The organism is Pseudomonas sp. G5001 (assembly GCF_013385475.1).
Taxonomy (GTDB): Bacteria; Pseudomonadota; Gammaproteobacteria; order Pseudomonadales; family Pseudomonadaceae; genus Aquipseudomonas.
The window spans coordinates 189514-205290 of record NZ_JACAPZ010000017.1 but is presented as its reverse complement, the minus strand read 5'-3'; the positions used below and the strand labels follow the sequence as shown (position 1 = coordinate 205290).

Annotated in this window: 15 protein-coding genes, 2 tRNA genes and 1 pseudogene; 11 read left to right on the top strand and 7 right to left on the bottom strand. The window is 57.3% G+C overall.

The genetic code is table 11. The features are described 5' to 3' along the window. The first annotated feature begins 79 nt into the window (after positions 1-79). From HX805_RS16045 to HX805_RS16025, 5 genes are all read left to right on the top strand, one after another. Entirely contained in the window at positions 80-2377 is a 2298-nt protein-coding gene (locus HX805_RS16045; protein WP_177081494.1) for an acylase, read from the top strand. 214 nt (positions 2378-2591) lie between these two features. Continuing rightward, positions 2592-2665, top strand: a tRNA-Cys gene (locus tag HX805_RS16040). Positions 2666-3307: 642 nt separating this feature from the next. Next, complete coding sequence (locus HX805_RS16035; RefSeq protein WP_003207678.1) at positions 3308-5410, top strand: TonB-dependent siderophore receptor; 2103 nt, start codon at positions 3308-3310, stop codon at positions 5408-5410. A 69-nt stretch (positions 5411-5479) separates the two neighbouring features. Next, positions 5480-6631 carry a PepSY domain-containing protein gene (locus HX805_RS16030; protein WP_003207680.1) on the top strand — a complete coding sequence of 384 codons (1152 nt, stop codon included), beginning with the start codon at positions 5480-5482 and terminating at the stop codon, positions 6629-6631. After that, positions 6628-6810 (top strand): hypothetical protein, encoded by a 183-nt coding sequence (locus HX805_RS16025; RefSeq protein WP_023658797.1) that lies wholly within the window; start codon positions 6628-6630, stop codon positions 6808-6810. The genes HX805_RS16030 and HX805_RS16025 overlap by 4 nt, the downstream gene beginning before the upstream one ends. Before the next feature lie 25 nt (positions 6811-6835). Here HX805_RS16025 and HX805_RS32390 read toward each other — a convergent pair. From HX805_RS32390 to HX805_RS16015, 3 genes and pseudogenes are all read right to left on the bottom strand, one after another. Continuing rightward, a pseudogene (locus HX805_RS32390) lies at positions 6836-6976 on the bottom strand (DUF159 family protein); the annotation flags it as partial. 28 nt (positions 6977-7004) lie between these two features. Then, positions 7005-7343, bottom strand: coding sequence for a hypothetical protein (locus HX805_RS16020; RefSeq protein WP_008435088.1), 339 nt, complete (start codon positions 7341-7343; stop codon positions 7005-7007). Between the two features lie 121 nt (positions 7344-7464). Next, on the bottom strand, positions 7465-8397 hold the full coding sequence (locus HX805_RS16015) for an alpha/beta fold hydrolase (RefSeq protein WP_256347597.1): 933 nt from the start codon (positions 8395-8397) through the stop codon (positions 7465-7467). 173 nt (positions 8398-8570) lie between these two features. On the opposite strand from HX805_RS16015, the gene HX805_RS16010 reads away from it, so the two are divergent. The 3 genes from HX805_RS16010 to HX805_RS16000 all read left to right on the top strand — a co-directional run bounded on the left by HX805_RS16010 (position 8571) and on the right by HX805_RS16000 (position 11244). Then, a complete protein-coding gene (locus HX805_RS16010; RefSeq protein WP_177021945.1) occupies positions 8571-9527 on the top strand; it encodes a GlxA family transcriptional regulator in 957 nt (318 codons plus the stop codon). 264 nt (positions 9528-9791) lie between these two features. After that, the gene (locus HX805_RS16005; RefSeq protein WP_177020015.1) at positions 9792-10328 is read left to right on the top strand and encodes a spore coat protein U domain-containing protein; all 537 of its coding nucleotides are present in this window, start codon (positions 9792-9794) and stop codon (positions 10326-10328) included. A 328-nt stretch (positions 10329-10656) separates the two neighbouring features. Then, entirely contained in the window at positions 10657-11244 is a 588-nt protein-coding gene (locus HX805_RS16000; RefSeq protein WP_177020016.1) for a hypothetical protein, read from the top strand. Between the two features lie 167 nt (positions 11245-11411). On the opposite strand, the gene HX805_RS15995 is transcribed toward HX805_RS16000, so the two are convergent. Continuing rightward, positions 11412-11792 (bottom strand): DUF1090 family protein, encoded by a 381-nt coding sequence (locus tag HX805_RS15995; RefSeq protein WP_177021944.1) that lies wholly within the window; start codon positions 11790-11792, stop codon positions 11412-11414. Positions 11793-12031: 239 nt separating this feature from the next. Continuing rightward, complete coding sequence (locus HX805_RS15990; protein ID WP_256348171.1) at positions 12032-12259, bottom strand: hypothetical protein; 228 nt, start codon at positions 12257-12259, stop codon at positions 12032-12034. A 176-nt stretch (positions 12260-12435) separates the two neighbouring features. On the opposite strand from HX805_RS15990, the gene HX805_RS15985 reads away from it, so the two are divergent. The 3 genes from HX805_RS15985 to HX805_RS15975 all read left to right on the top strand — a co-directional run bounded on the left by HX805_RS15985 (position 12436) and on the right by HX805_RS15975 (position 14453). Continuing rightward, a complete protein-coding gene (locus HX805_RS15985; protein WP_177028201.1) occupies positions 12436-12759 on the top strand; it encodes a helix-turn-helix domain-containing protein in 324 nt (107 codons plus the stop codon). A gap of 176 nt (positions 12760-12935) precedes the next feature. Next, entirely contained in the window at positions 12936-13544 is a 609-nt protein-coding gene (locus HX805_RS15980; RefSeq protein WP_177028202.1) for a LysE family translocator, read from the top strand. A gap of 822 nt (positions 13545-14366) precedes the next feature. Further along, a tRNA-Leu gene (locus tag HX805_RS15975) sits at positions 14367-14453 on the top strand. An 80-nt stretch (positions 14454-14533) separates the two neighbouring features. On the opposite strand, the gene xerC is transcribed toward HX805_RS15975, so the two are convergent. Both xerC and HX805_RS15965 read right to left on the bottom strand, forming a co-directional pair. Then, on the bottom strand, positions 14534-15565 hold the full coding sequence (gene xerC / locus HX805_RS15970) for a tyrosine recombinase XerC (RefSeq protein WP_102368912.1): 1032 nt from the start codon (positions 15563-15565) through the stop codon (positions 14534-14536). Continuing rightward, a complete protein-coding gene (locus HX805_RS15965) occupies positions 15566-15775 on the bottom strand; it encodes a DUF4224 domain-containing protein (protein WP_177117075.1) in 210 nt (69 codons plus the stop codon). Positions 15776-15777 lie beyond the last annotated feature (2 nt).

Sequence of the window (15777 nt, the reverse complement as noted above, 5' to 3'; positions counted from 1 at the left end):
TTCCCGGTATTTACGTCTTAACTGAGGTGTTGGCGAAGCTGTCCCTCGTCGCGGTGTTTAATTTGGCTGTGGAGTCTGCGTGATTATTTCCAACGGGTTGTTCAGGGTGTGTGTGGCAGGGGCGTTGCTGGGGCTGAGTCTTTCGGCCACGGCGCGGGTGCAGGAGCAACAGGCCACCGCCGAGATCCGTCGCACCAGCTTTGGTGTCCCGCATATCCGGGCCAACGATGAGCGTGGGCTGGGGTTCGGCATCGGTTATGCCTATGCCCAGGACAACCTGTGCCTGCTGGCCAATGAGGTGGTAACGGTCAATGGCGAGCGTGCCAGGTACTTTGGTCCCGAGCAGGCGACCCTGGAAGGGCGTAACAACCTTGCCAACGACGTGTTCTTCACCTGGCTGAACACTCCCCAGGCCGTTGCGGCATTCTGGAAGGCCCAGCCCCCGGCGATGCAGCAGCGCATTGAAGGGTATGTTGCCGGTTACAACCACTACCTCAAGGAGCGCACTGCCCAGGGTTTGCCGGCGCAGTGCCAGGCGGCCTGGGTACGGCCGATCACGGCCGAAGACCTGGTCAAGCTGACCCGCCGGCTGCTGGTGGAAGGTGGCGTCGGGCAATTTGCCGAGGCCCTGGTGGGGGCCACGCCGCCCAACACCGTCGCCCAGGTGGACAGCAAGGCGTTTGATGTCGCGGCGGCCAACCAGCAACGTTTCGCCCTGGACCGTGGTAGCAACGCGGTGGCGGTGGGGCGTGACCGTTCGTTCAACGGCCGCGGCATGCTGCTGGCCAACCCGCATTTTCCGTGGGTGGGCGGCATGCGTTTCTACGAGATGCACCTGACCATCCCCGGCCAGCTGGATGTGATGGGCGCTGCGTTGCCGGGCCTGCCGGTGATCAATATCGGCTTCAACCAGCACGTTGCGTGGACGCACACCGTTGATACGTCCAAGCACTTCACCCTGTATCGCCTGACTCTGGACCCCAAGGACTCGACTCGCTATTTGCTGGACGGCAAGTCCGTGCCCATGGATAAAACCACGATCAAGGTAGCGGTAAAAACTGCCGACGGCGGTACCCGGGAACAGTCCCGCACGGTCTACAGCTCGCAGTTCGGCCCCATCGTGCAATGGCCGGGCAAACTCGACTGGGACGCCAAATATGCCTTCAGCCTGCGGGATGCCAACCTGGGCAACGACCGTGTGCTGCAACAGTGGTACGCGATGAACCGCGCAGCGAACCTCAAGGAACTGCAAACCTCGGTACACACCCTGCAAGGTATCCCGTGGGTCAACACGGTGGCAGCGGATGACCAGGGTCAAAGCCTGTACATGAACCTGTCGGTGGTGCCGAACGTCAGCGCGAAAAAGCTCGCACAGTGCAGTGACCCACGGGTCGGGCTGCAATTCATCATGCTCGACGGCTCTCGCAGCGCCTGCGCCTGGGACGTGGACCCGCGTGCCGCCCAGGCCGGGATCTTCCCCGCCGAGCAACTGCCGCAACTGGAGCGCACCGACTACGTGCAGCACTCCAATGACTCGGCCTGGCTGGTCAACCCCAAGGCACCCTTGACCGGGTTCTCGCCCGTTATCAGCCAGGACAAGATCGGCTTGGGCCCGCGTGCGCGCTTTGCCTTGCAACGCTTGCAGGAGCTCGACAAGCAACCGATCAAGGTCGCCGACCTGCAGAATATGGTCATGGACAACCAGGTGTATCTTGCCAGCCAGGTGATGCCGGACTTGCTGAAGTTCTGCGCGGGTGCCGACGCCAGCGTGAAATCGGTGTGCGACAGCCTGAAAAACTGGGACCAGCGCGCCAACCTCGACAGCGGCCTGGGCCTGGTGCACTTCATCAACCTGGCGGAGCAACTGGCGCAAGCGCCGGACGCGTGGAAGGTGGGTTTCGATCCGGCACAACCCCTGACCACACCACGTGGGCTGGCGGTCGATCGGGCAAACGTGGCCAAGGCACTGCATGAAGCGATGCTCGCGTCAGCCGCCGACGTGGCCAAGCGCGGGCTGACGGCCGACAGCCGCTGGGGTGATATTCAGGTCTCGGGCCAGACACCGATCCACGGCGGCCCGCAAGAGCTAGGCGTTTATAACGCCATGCAAAGCGTGCCTCGGGCCGATGGCAAGCGAGAGGTAGTCAGCGGCAGCAGCTACTTGCAGATCGTGACGTTCGACGAGAAGGGGCCCAATGCCGAAGGTGTGCTGGCATTCTCCTTGTCCAGCGACCCCGCGTCGAAATACTTCAAGGACCAGACCCAGGCGTTTTCCGAGAAAAAACTCAGCCCGCTGCCGTTTACCGAGCAGCAGATCAAGGCGGACCCGCAGTATCAATTGCAGGTTATCCGTGACAAGGAAGAAGCCGGGCGGTAGGGTAGCCCACCAGGAATGCCTGCCCCTTGAGAGAATATTTTTTGAAATCAAGGGGTTGCAAGCCCTGGCAAATGAGTACATAATTGCGCCCATCGAACGCACTGAAGCATTAAAAACTTCAATGTTTTCAATGAGATAGAGTAGAGGCAAGCTTCACATAGCCCACTCAAGTTTGTATGCGGTGAATGTCGGTTGTAAGGCATTGATCGTTTGAGGCCGAGTAGCAAAATGGTTATGCAGCGGATTGCAAATCCGCCTACGCCGGTTCGATTCCGACCTCGGCCTCCACTCTTAAAAACCCCGTAGATTAACGTCTACGGGGTTTTTTATTGAGCTCGAAAAAAAGAACCGCCACCCGGATCTTTTCCATTTTGTCGTTTAGCGATAGCTCCAACGCAGGCATCAATCTTCTTTGCGGTCTTCGGCCGGAGTTCATGAATTGACCCCGGCGATTCCTTCCACGACTACGGTACTAGCGCCCTGGCTCCCCAGCCAATCTCAGTCAGACGCTGTTCCTGAACCTTCTTTCTGAGGCATGTGAATACCCTTGTGCCCATAAAAAGGAGTGTGCGGATGGGTTCTTACTGGAGTGAGGTTGCTGACAGGCCTTCGCGCTTCATCAGCTTCAGCTCCCGACGAATCTACTGGGTAGTACATGGCTCGATGTGGAGTCGGAGCCACTCGGTGCAGAATCAGTCGCCCTCATTCAATCTCGCGGCCTGAGCCGCGGCCGAAACCTCCTCAAGGGCGAATCTTCAGTGTTCCGCACCTCCTCATTTTGAAACGCCAAAATGTAGCCAAATGTACCCGACGGTAAATGTTTCGAAATGTGAAAAAAATGTCCGACATAACTTGGTAATTGAGTTAGATTCCTATTAGCATTCTCGAAATGTTAACGCGCTCGACCCACTCGTCGTAGGAATCCTCGTTTTGAAACATCACTTTTCTGCCAGTCTGTTGCTTGCTGGCGCTTGCAGCGCTGCGTCCCTCGTTCACGCCACCGAAGACTTGACGTTGCCGACTACCCAGATCGAAGCGAGTAGTGAACCTATTGACGGTCCAACCGTGGGCTACAAAAGCAACCCGTCGTCCAGCACTACCCGTCTGGGCTTGACGGACAAGGAAACCCCGCAGGCCGTGACCACCATCACTCGGCAAGCCCTGGATGACTTCAAGATTACGGGCATCAAGGATGCGCTGCGTGCTGCGCCCTCGGTGACCGTGGAGCAAACCGAAACCGATCGTACGGAATTCACCTCGCGCGGCTTCGATATCAACAACTTTGAATACGATGGCGTGGGCATGCCCTTCGTGGGAACCGTATTGGTCGGTGATCAGGACTTGGCCGAGTTCGAGCAGATCGACATCCTGCATGGCGCCAATGGTTTGATGAGCGGGGCTGGCAACCCGTCGGCCACGGTCAATTTCGTACGCAAACGTCCGACCGAGACCTTCCAGGCGCAAATCGATACCAGCGTCAGCTCATGGGATGGCCGTCGTGTGGACGTGGACGTTTCCGGGCCGTTGACGGATACCGGCAACGTACGCGGCCGCTTCATTTACTCCCACGACAAGGGCAACTCGTGGATGGATCGATACAGCCATGAGCGCAACGTCGCTGCCGGGTTGTTGGCGTTCGATGTGTCCGATGCCGACACCGTAACCGTGGGTTTCTCCCAGCACGACAGCAATTCAAACGGCAGCACCTGGGGTAACTTGCCGTTGGTGGATAACGATGGCAACGCCATTCACTATGGCAGCCGCAGCTCCAGCATCGGCCAGCCGTGGACCTATTGGAACCTGCGTACCCAGCGCACATTCGCTGAGCTCAAGCATGATTTTGGCAACGGCTGGAACGCTACGGTCACCGCTACGGGCATCACCGAAAAGCAAGACACCAACATGATGTATGTCGCCGGGGTCAGCGGTGATGACGCCTCAGTGTTTGCCGCCAATACCACCAGCGAGGCTCATCAGTTGCTGGGCGAGGCCAAGGTCTCCGGCCCGTTCAGCCTGTTTGGCCGAGAGCATGAGTTGACCCTCGGTGCCGCCTATGGCCGCACCCATCAGAAGGCCCGGGAATACGATGCGGCTGCAGATGGCTACTACGACGTTTCATTCTCGGATGTGCTGGCGGGCAATCTGGCGCATCCGTCGTTCCTGTTTACCAGCGACGCCAATACGCAGAATTTCACGGACACTCAGAAAAGCGTGTACGCCGGTGCCCGATTCAGTCTGGCCGATGATCTTCACTGGATCGCCGGCGCGCGGATGATCAGCCTGGACGCTTCCGGCGACAGCTATGGTTCCGACTACTACACCCGCGCACATGGCAAGGTGACGCCTTACACCGGCCTGGTCTACGACCTGGACAAGCAGTGGAGCGTGTATGGCAGCTGGACGAAAATCTACAGCGCTCAGTACAACCTGGGCAGGGACGGCAAACTGCTTGCTCCGCTTGAAGGCAAAAGCATGGAAGCCGGTGTGAAGGGCAGCTTGCTGGATGACCGCCTCAACGTCACCGCCGCGGCGTTCAAGACCGAACAGCAGAATGTCGCGGAGTATGTCGGCCTGGTGGGTGGCCGGTCCGTTTACGACCCCATGGATTACAAGAGTCACGGAGTAGAGCTGCAAGCCTCTGGCGAAGCGCTACCCGGCCTGGACGTGCTCGCCGGGTATACCTACGTGCGCATCGACAACGACGATGGCGACAAGGCCCGTAAGTATGTGCCAACTCATAGCGTGCGCGGCATGCTCACCTATCGCTTGCCAAGTTTGCCCCAAGCCAAGATCGGTACACGGGTAAGCTGGCAGAGTGCAGTGGAAAACGACACGAACAGTGCCATCCACCAGAACGCCTACGCGTTGCTCGATTTCATGGCCAGCTATGACATCGACAGCAACTGGAGCACGTCGCTGAACCTGAACAACGTCACCGATCGCAAATACCTGCTATCGCTGTACAACAGTGCCACGACCGCCAGCTACGGCGCCCCGCGTAACCTGGTAGCTTCCGTTACCTGGAAATACTGATACCGCCTGGGGGCTCGCTGTGCCCCGTGACGCGCGGCGAGCCTGGCGCTTTAAGGAAAAACACCGAGCATGACTGCACGCACCTTGCGTATCTGGTTTCTGGTCCACAAATGGACCAGCCTGATCGCTACCGTTTTCCTGTTGTTGCTGTGCCTGACGGGGCTGCCACTGATCTTTCATGAAGAGATTGAGCACTACTTCGAGCCGCCGCCGCCCCTGCGCCCGCTGACCGCCGATACACCACCAATCGACTACGACACCGTCATTGCCAGTGCATTGGTGGCGCAGCCGGGGGAGGTCGTGCGTTTTGTCGGTTTCGATCCGGAAAGTCCGCTCGGTACGGTGTACACGGCAACGAGCATTATGCCGCCACCGATCGAGGGGCATTCGCAGTCGTTCGATACACGCACTGGCGAGTTATTTCCTGCGGTGCCGCCAGACGAAGGGTTCATGAACCTGATGTTGCGCCTGCATACCGATTTATTCATGGGGTTGCCCGGTTATCTGTTCCTCGGTTTCATGGGGCTGCTGTTGGTCGCGGCGCTGGTGTCCGGCGTGGTGGTGTACACACCGTTCATGCGCAAGCTGGACTTCGCCACCGTGCGCAACGGGCGCAGTTCACGCTTGAAGTGGCTGGACCTGCATAACGTGCTCGGCATCGTCACCCTCGCCTGGGTGTTGGTGGTGGGGCTGACAGGCGTGATCAATACGCTGGCATTGCCCATTTTCGACTTTTGGCAGAGTGACCAGTTGGCGCAGATGACCGCGCCCTACAAGGATGCGCCGCCGCTGGAGCGCCTCGGGTCGTTGCAAAAAGCGCTGGATACCGCGCGTAAGGCGGCGCCAGGCATGGAGCCCAGCTTCATCGCCTTTCCCGGTACTCAGTTCAGCAGCCAGCACCATTACGCAGTGTTCATGCGCGGCACCACGCCGCTCACTGCGCGATTGCTCAAGCCGGCCCTGGTGGATGCGAGTACCGGCGAGCTGACCGACATGCGTGAGATGCCGTTGTACGTGAAAACCTTGCTGGTTTCGCAGCCGCTGCATTTTGGTGATTACGGTGGTGTGCCGCTGAAGATCATCTGGACGCTGCTCGATCTCATCAGCATCGTCATCCTCGGCAGTGGGCTCTACCTGTGGCTGAGCCGTCGCAAGGTACCGTTGCAAAAACGCTTGGATGAATTGCATGCCAGCGGGCCGGAAATGGGGGGCCGATCATGAGGCGCGGACTGTGGATGATCTTTCGCTGGCCGCTGTTGCTCTTTGTTCTAAGCCTGTTCGGATTGCTCTCGGCGCTGATCGGTGACGGCGTCTATGACCTGCTTTCATGGCTCAGCCTGGGGGTGCCGTTGGGGCTGGTCGGGGTGGTTTGGCTGCGTTTGCGTTCAGCCAAACGATGATTGGCGCGATCCTCCGCGCCGTCATCAACAGCGTCAGCTTCCACTCGGTTGCAGGTCGATTTTCTCCCAGCGGCAACTCACCCACGGAGTTCGCCAGGGCATTGGGCATGCTCAGCGCCGCGACGAAGTCGTGAATGCCGCTGTACTGGGAAAGTCTTCCGCACATGGCCAAGCCCTCAACCTGAAACCTGAGCTTAGACAATGGTTTTCGGGTGAGACATCAGTTCGTTCAGCACACTGCGCAGCCTCTCGGCCTCGCGCGTGCTGAGTCGATCTGAAGTGGTGAGGTTGGCGATCTGCTTCCTCATCGCTGCAGCTTCGGCACCGCGCAGCCTCAGGTATCCGGCAAACTCTTCGTTCTTTGCCTGTGCTTCTGTCAGCATCGCGACCAGGCCGAAGATATCCGCCCGGGCCTTGCGCAGTTGCAGGTTCAGTTCCTGGATCTCGTTCTCGAGCAGCCGGGCATGTTGTTTGTGCATTTCGAGAGGCGTGGGGATACCAAGCCACCCGCAGGTGTCTTCGTCGATATTCATAGGAGGTATTTCGAGTGCTGTATGTGTATACAGTATTCGAGATTGGGTGAAGTGGAATGCTTGAGGCGACGAACTGCAGGGTTACCCGACGATCAGTCGGGCGCGGGCCTCCCACTCTTTACTATTTACCGGCGGTGATACGCGCCATGAACTGACGCGTCAGGCTGGCAATCTGTTCGGTCTTTTCATCCAGTGCGAAATGCCCCGCGTCCATAATATGAACCTCGGCCCCCGGCACATCATCCTTGTAGCGCATGGCTCCCGGCACAATGAACGACGGGTCGTATTTTCCCCACATGACCAACATCGGCGGTTGGTTGTCTTTCAACCATTGCTGCCATTTAGGGTAAGAGGCGACGTTGTTTCGGTAGTCCAGCAACAACGCCGACTGTATCGCCCGCTGGCCCGGGCGGGATAAGGCGGCAAACTCGTCTTCCCAGGCATCAGGGTTGTAACGCTCGGGATGAGGGCTGGTGCCCAGGTGGCGCTGCTTCGTGCCTTCGTACCCCGTGAACCCATCGACTTGTTCGGGATGCTCGGCGGGAGCCTTCCAGTACTTGGCGATGTTCGCCCACTTGGCACCCAGGCCTTCGTCATAGGCATTGGCGTTCTGGATGATGATGCCGTGCAGTTTTTGCGGCGCGTTGAGGATCATCCGAAAGCCTACCGGGCCGCCGTAGTCCTGCATAAACAGGGTGTATTCATGGATCTGCAATTGCGTGAGCAGCTTGCTCATGGTGTCGGCCAGATGGTCAAACGTGTAGGTGTAGGTCGCGGGCGAGGGCGCGTCGCTTCTGCCGAACCCGGGGTAGTCGGGTGCGATCACGTGATACCGGTCAGCAAGCAGCGGGATCAGCGAATCCCACATGCGCGAGGACGAAGGGTAGCCATGGAGCAGCACCAGGGTCGGCGCGTCCCTGGGGCCGGCCTCGCGATAGAAAACCCTCACGCCGTCCACACTGGACCAATGATAGCCAGTGGACTCGGTGGTATAGGGGACGGACGGCACCGGTTCGCTGGCGTGTGCCGGTGCGGTCATCGAAAGAGTGGTCATAAGTGCTCCCAGCGTGCAAAAGGTGGCGATGTTCATTGAGGCCCTGAGCTCTGATTTGCGCATTTCCCGGTGAAATGCAGCTGCGATCAGAGTGAACGCATCCGGGAACTCACACCATTGGCCCAATGACCATTTTTCATTAGAATCGGGCCAATCTCGATCAGACCCGCCCTATGAAAAAAAGTGTGAAAGTTGCAGTCATCGCTTTTAACGGCATCAGCCCCTTTCACCTTTCTGTGCCGTGCCTCGTATTTGGTAAAGATCGCCGAGTGGGGGATTCGCCCTGGTTTGAATTGGTGGTCTGCGCGGGCGAAGAGGGGGCGCTGGTTACCAACGCCGGTTTCGCGATCCACTGTGACCATGGTTTGGACCAGGTTGCAGGAGCTGACATCGTCATCATTCCCAGCTGGCGGGACGTCACCGAAAGGCCGCCGAGCGCACTCCTCGAAACGCTTCAGGCAGCCCATGAACGGGGCGCGCTGGTGGTCGGCCTGTGCCTGGGGGCGTTCGTGCTTGCCCATGCGGGCCTGCTGTGCGACAAGCGGGCAACCACGCACTGGGCGTGGGCGGCGCATCTGGCGCGAGATTTCCCACGCATTGAAGTGGACCCCAAAGTGCTCTATGTCGAGGCGCAGCAAATCCTGACCTCTGCAGGCGTGGCCGCAGGGCTCGATTGCTGTATTCATATCGTCAGGCGGATCTACGGGCGGGGGGTTGCCAACGCGTTGGCGCGTCAACTGCTGGTTTCCCCCCATCGCGACGGAGGCCAGGCCCAGTTCATCAGCCAGCCTGTTCCTCAAGGCGCAAGCGACCAGCGTCTCGGCCAGTTGCTGGACTGGCTTCGGGCAAACCTGGAACAACCGTTGTCAATCGATCAGGTGGCGACGAGGCTGGCGATGAGTCGACGCAGTTTCACCCGGCACTTCAAGCAACTGACCGGCTCGACGTTTGGCAAGTGGCTCACGAATGAGCGAATCAAGGCCGTCCAACTGCAACTTGAAACAACCGACCATAGCGTCGAGTCGATCGCTGACGCTTGCGGGTTTGGTACAAGCCTGTCGTTACGTCAGCACTTTTTCTCGATCGTGGGCGTGAGCCCCACAACCTACCGGAAGGCTTATCATCGATAGGGAGGTACCTGTAATTTCCGGGTTCCGATACCCGTTCGCTGACGTGCAGCGACGGAGCGAAAACTGGCCAGTGACTCCTGCGGGTACAAGGCCGAAAAGCTCTCCAGGCAACCGCCTGCAAGTGAAAGCGATTTGGCCTCGGGCTGGCAGTTTCCTCCTGACTGACTAACCTTCTACGCAACGGCCATCCTTGTACAAGTGTCAAGGGTCTACCTCAGGGACCTGAACCGGCGCGCTGGGTTGGCAAGTCATAAGGAGAGCTTCATGAATGGACTTATCTCAAGAGTCTTACTGGCGTTGACGACACTGGCCTGGATGTCCGGCTCCCAGGCCGCGACCACTGTCACCGGTCAAATCAGTGCGTCGCTGATATTGATCAACAGTTGCCTGGTCAACGGCGTGGGAGGTACCACAGGCTTGAATTTCGGTGCGTTGAACTTTGGTACCGCCAACACCCTGTATACCGAGGCTGATGGGCAAGTGCTGGGCGGCGGCGGGGCGCCTTTGTCTATTCAATGCTCGGCGGGTACTTCGCCGGTATTGACCATCACGTCCGGCGCCAATGATGGCAAATCCACCGGTGGAACGCGTGCCCTGGCAGACGGTGCCGGCCACTTTGCGCCCTATGACATCTACACCGACGCCGCCCACACGCAAATTCTTGCCAACAACGGCACTATCAATCTCACGGCCAGCACCGGGGTTGCGCAAACCGTGAATATTTACGGTAAATCCCCAGGCAAGGTGGGTTTGCCGGCCGGCACTTATACCGACACGATTGCGGTCACGCTGACGTTTTGAATATGAGGTATATCGCTTGCGGCAATCTTCGGATGCCAAGGGAAATAATTTATTTGCTGTTCCATTTTGAACTCCGTCTTCCATTTTTGAGCGGGAGACGGCATAGATTTATTGATTTTTAAATTGATCTCTACCTGTATCGCATTCACACCCCTAAAGCCATCTACGGGATGACAGGAGTTGGATGATCAGGTGCATGCATCATGTTAATATCGCCACCCCTCGTGACCGAGGGGCCTCTGGCGGGCAGGCTGGTCGAGAGAAAATCCACTTGTTTCCTGAGATTTATAGCTTGATGTGCCATTTTTAACGTCCATGGCATGATTTCATGGGCGTTAATCAGCCGATATTCATTTTTCCATTTAAAGCTGCGCTTGCTATGGCAGCAGTTCAGAAACTATACGCCTCAAAAGGAAGAGTCATGGCCGTACCACGCATTATTTTCCCAATAGCCATTGCTGTTGTCGTGCTCGGAGCCGGCACGCTGATCTATCAGGGCCTCAACGGCACAAGCAGCTCGCTGAGCTGCGCAGATGATTTCTCGCAAGCCACGGTTATCGAGGGTGTTAAAGGTACAGTTGCCGGCGACACTACACTAGCCACCAGCCAGGCTGGTGAGTCTGGACATATTCCTTTTGCCAAGCCTTACCATTCGGTCTGGTGCAAATGGACTTCGCCAGAAGATGCAAGCTTCACATTTGATACCACAGGCTCAAAATTCGACACCGTGCTTGCCGTTTATAAAAGCACGAGCCTGAATTCGATGCCGGTGGCCGGCACGAACAATAACCAGTCGGAAAATGATGTAACCAGTGCTGTGACTTTTTCAGCCAAGAAGGGTGAAACCTATTCGATTGCCGTCGATGGGTTTGAAGGTGCTTACGGTAAGTACATCCTCAACTGGGCCAAGAAATAAGCGAACATGGCAGCTGTCGGCGGCCATTGGCTAAGGTGAAGGGGGACGACAATCCTCCACACCAGAAAACCCCGTAGATTAACGTCTACGGGGTTTTTTATTGTCTGCCGGTAAGTACGATGGGCGAAAAAACCGCAATCGCGGGCCTTCTCGCAGGGCAGCCCGACTTACTTGAACAAGCCGCCAATTGCGTTGATCGCATCCGCAGCCTTGTTCACGTTTTGCTGGCGCTGAGGGTTAGTGTCCACTTGTGCCTGGGTGTTGTAGGTGCTGTTGCTGCAGCTCTTGTTGGTTTGTGTCAGTGCTGCCTGGAACGCGGTCGCGCGCAAGGTATCGCCCTTGGCATTGGCCGCATTGATATTGGTCTGCAGGTCGCGGATCTGTTGCTGGCAGGAGGCACTGTTGGCGTTGACGGTGTTGTTGCTGTTGCCGGCACCCCCCAAGGCAGATGACAGGGCGCCGGTGAGGGCAGACAGGTCGGCGGCGTGGGCGGTCAAAGTGAACAGGCTGAACAGGGCGGCGGCTGGGGCGAGTTTGGAAAGACGCATGGCAAACCTCAATGTTTTATTGCCTGCGCATCTCCGGGGGCCCGAGCAGGCGCAGAACAATATCCGTATAGAGGTGAGCGCTCGGGTGGGGCGAAATATATTTGGTCAAATTTTGACCTTCAACCGTGAAACTCCATAAATGTGAGTTGTTTCACGTTGTTTGTCTGGCATTGACGACGTATCAAGGTGCGGGCACGAGCCCGAGTGATTCGCGATGCAAGCTGAAACGCCTGGGTGCTTCACTTGGCGCAACAAATACCCGATAGCTTCACCAGCAGTGTCAGCGCGACGATTGCCCAGCCAAAGTTGAGTGCGACAAACATCCATTCCGGCGGATTTGTACCCAGGGAAATCGTCGAGGTAACCGTCAAGAAAACCATCAAAAGACCAATTGGGAGCCAGAACCAGAGGTGTTTCTGGCGCTGGCACACCTCTATGTGCAGCGGGCTATCTTCATGGAGCGTCATGTGTTGTCGGCCTCGGTAACCTGCTGCTTCCCTGCCGATGTTCAGCTCAAGAGCGCTATCCTGAGCAATGAGTCCAGGTGATGCAAGGTGCATTCGCCGTTAGTGTCAATATGAATGGACTCCGGTCCTGCGTATAAGCGTATGGTGGATGTTAAACACGGTTTGAGGTACCCACCATGGACGACAAGCTCGGCGCCCGCCTGAAAGAAGAACGCAAGGTCCTTGGGCTTTCCCAGCAGGAGTTTGGTGCGATTGGCGGTGTCGCCGCCAATGCCCAGGTGCATTACGAAAGTGGAGTGCGGCTGCCCAAGTCCGATTACCTGATTGCCCTTCGGCGCAAGGGGGTAGACGTGATTTACGTGCTGACGGGGGAGAGGGCGGCGATCAACCAGGACGACCTGAGTGAAAAGGAGACATCGATTATCAACCAATACCGCACGCTGGACTGCCTGGATCAGGAGGCGATTGCGCAAATCACTTCGTCGCTGTCCGCTGATTAATGGCACAGGGCAAGGAACCGCTTGGTGTATAGCTGGCAGTGCATGTGCGCTATTACTGTTTGTTGAATGCCCGGGCCTGATGAAGTGTATGCCCGTATCTCCCGGTAGCTGTACGGGGCGAATACCGACGCAACGTTCTACTGTCTTGGCCACAGTACTTCGTTCGGATGTTGCCCATGTTCATGTCTTCAAGCCTGTTGTCAGCCTTTGCGCTGTTCGCCTTTGTCTCCTCGATTACGCCCGGCCCCAATAACACCATGTTGCTGGCGTCCGGGGTGAACTTCGGTTTTATTCGCTCGATCCCCCATGCACTGGGGATCAGCATTGGCTTCATGTTGTTGGTGATCGCCGTGGGCCTGGGCCTGGGCGAAGTGTTCAAGGCGTTGCCGTGGGCCTACACCGTATTGCGTTATGTGGGGGCGGCGTATTTGCTGTACCTCGCCTGGAAAATCGCAACGTCCAGCGCGATGTCCGATGACACCGATAACAAGCGCAAACCCATGACGTTTCTCGGCGCGGCGGCCTTCCAGTGGGTCAACCCCAAGGCCTGGGTCATGGCGCTGGGCGCGATCACCACCTACACGCCTGCCGAGGGTTATGTCACCAACGTGCTGTTGATTGCTGCGGTGTTTGCCTTGGTAAACCTGCCCAGCGTTTGCGTATGGGCCGGCTGCGGCAGCGGCTTGCGCAATGTACTGCGCGAGCCACGCTGGTTGCGGGTGTTCAACTGGTCGATGGCGGCGCTGTTAGTGCTGTCGTTGTATCCGATGTTTTTTGCCGGCTGACACGCCCTCTGACCTCCAGCGGGTTGCGTCAGCAGGCCATGGATCCTAGACCGGTGAGATGGTGGCCAGCAGACCAATTGCGATGGTCAGCGCAAGAAAACCGAACAGGAAAAATGCCATCTTAGCCATAAGGCCTCCGAAATGAACGGGCCGGCAGGACGGTTCCTGCCGGGCTCCACGGGCGTGTCGGGAGTGGGTGTATTGTCAGGGCAGGGCGGTTTTCGATACAGGGGCAGATGCAGAAGAAAAAAGCGTATCAGATGGGCCGGGGCGCCGCAGGAGCAGGAAAGCCGGGGATGATCATTTTGGGGTATCAGGGAATAAACCGCGGCTCAGTAACTTGTGGGCGGGACTGCTGAAGGAACTAACCTTTTGCGGGGAGTATCGTATCCACGATTTTCGTGGGAGGTTGAAGGCGAACTGCGTCGTGCGTGGCTATTCTCAAGCGGCGCTGGGAGGGTTCCTTGAAGTGATTTCATCGGGGCGAGTAGGCAAATGGGCAAGACATTGGCTGCGCTGTCGTTTTTGATGACCCTGGTTTGGGTTTCAGTGGTTATTGCGGTAATGACTTATTTTTCCTGATGCACGTGGGGCACGGGTGCGGCACCTGGTGAAGCGGTCGGTATCGCCATTGCCCACTCCCGCCTGCAAAATCTGTAGATGACTGATCTGGCGAGCTTTTTTGTTTGCCAGGGCGCCGCTTGATTGTTTGAAAAAGCCCGCACCCGACCTTGCATCGAGGGGGCTGGATCTATATATTCCCTAGCCTGCTGCAACGCTCAAGGGCTTTTAACGCTGCTTGGCCTGCTGCATAGCGCTACCGCCCGAATGGCGAAACTGGTAGACGCATGGGACTTAAAATCCCCCGCTCGTAAGGGCGTGCCGGTTCGATTCCGGCTTCGGGCACCATCATATTCAAGGGTTTGCTGGGTTTTAGGGCTTGGCTGGCTCTTAGTTTTTTTCCGCAATATTCTTCTCCTTTCCGCAATTCACTTCGTCGGCGTAACTTTTTTGCCGATGCGTTTGCGGATGTAGTTCTCTGTCATCACCACGGTTGTGTGCCCAAGCTGATCTCTGGCTTGCAGAATATCTCCGCTTGATTCCGCTTTATCGGTACCAGCTTTTGCGCGCAGGTCCCTCATTTGAAAGTCTGCCTTTTTTACGCCGGCAGCTTCTCTCGCAGCATCAAATCTCCCCCGTAACATACTGCTGGTCATGGGCTGCCCGTTGTCCATTACGATGAGTTTGCTGGACCGGATTTTATGACTGTCTTTCCTGGCCAGTATTCGGTCGATCACAACCTTCAACTCCCCAACGATCTCAATTCGTCGCTTGGCTTTGGTTTTTCCTTGCTGCACAGCCAGGCGATCTTCCCTGATATCGCGCTCATCCATTTTGAGGGTGTCAGCGATACGCTGACCTGTCAGGTAGAACAGATCGAGCGCGTCTTTTAGCGGCTGGTCTGCGTGCAAATACACCATCGCGAGCATTTCATCTTCGACGTAGATGTCACGTCCGCTTTCCTTATTGCCTTTAACACCGGCGCAGGGATTGGCCAAGGACGTGTAGCCGCTGGTCCTGGCGAAGTTCCAGATCGAGCTGAGCAACGCTTTCTCGCGATTTGCACGAACAGGTGCGGTCTTTCCTCGATGTCTCAAGTACTGGGCAACGTGCTGGGGCTCAATAGCTTCCAGCGGGGCAGGTGGGTCATTGAAAAAGGCAAGTAACTGCTTCAGCTCCCTGGCGTTGTCTTTCTGCGTCGCCGGCGCTTTTGTTGGAACAACTTCCAGCATGTATTTTTCAGCGACATAGGCGAAAGTCAGTACGTCCTGCGCCATGGCCTGGGATACGCGGCTCTTTTCAAGCTTTGCATACTCCAAAATTGCCAGCCCATAGTCCTTGCCCAATGGTATTTCTTTGCGTGGCGTCCCGCCTGTGTCGTAAAGGTAATACGTCGTGTCGCCGCGCTTCCTTTCGCGTAGCCGGGGAATACTCCCCGGCCGGGTTGGTTTGCGTCCCATTTACCCCACCAGCCGCGGTTGCCATTTCGGCTTTTCTATTACACCGGTAGCTTCACCAGTGAGTGCCGATGCGATGACGCAAGGCCACCCGCTGCGTTTGATGGTGTGGCGAATGCCGTTTCTTTTGAGAACTTGCACTTGGCCAGCTTTCGTTTTCGCGCCGGTGAGCGTGCAAACCTCTTCATGCGACAGGAAGTGAATTCCGTCCATAA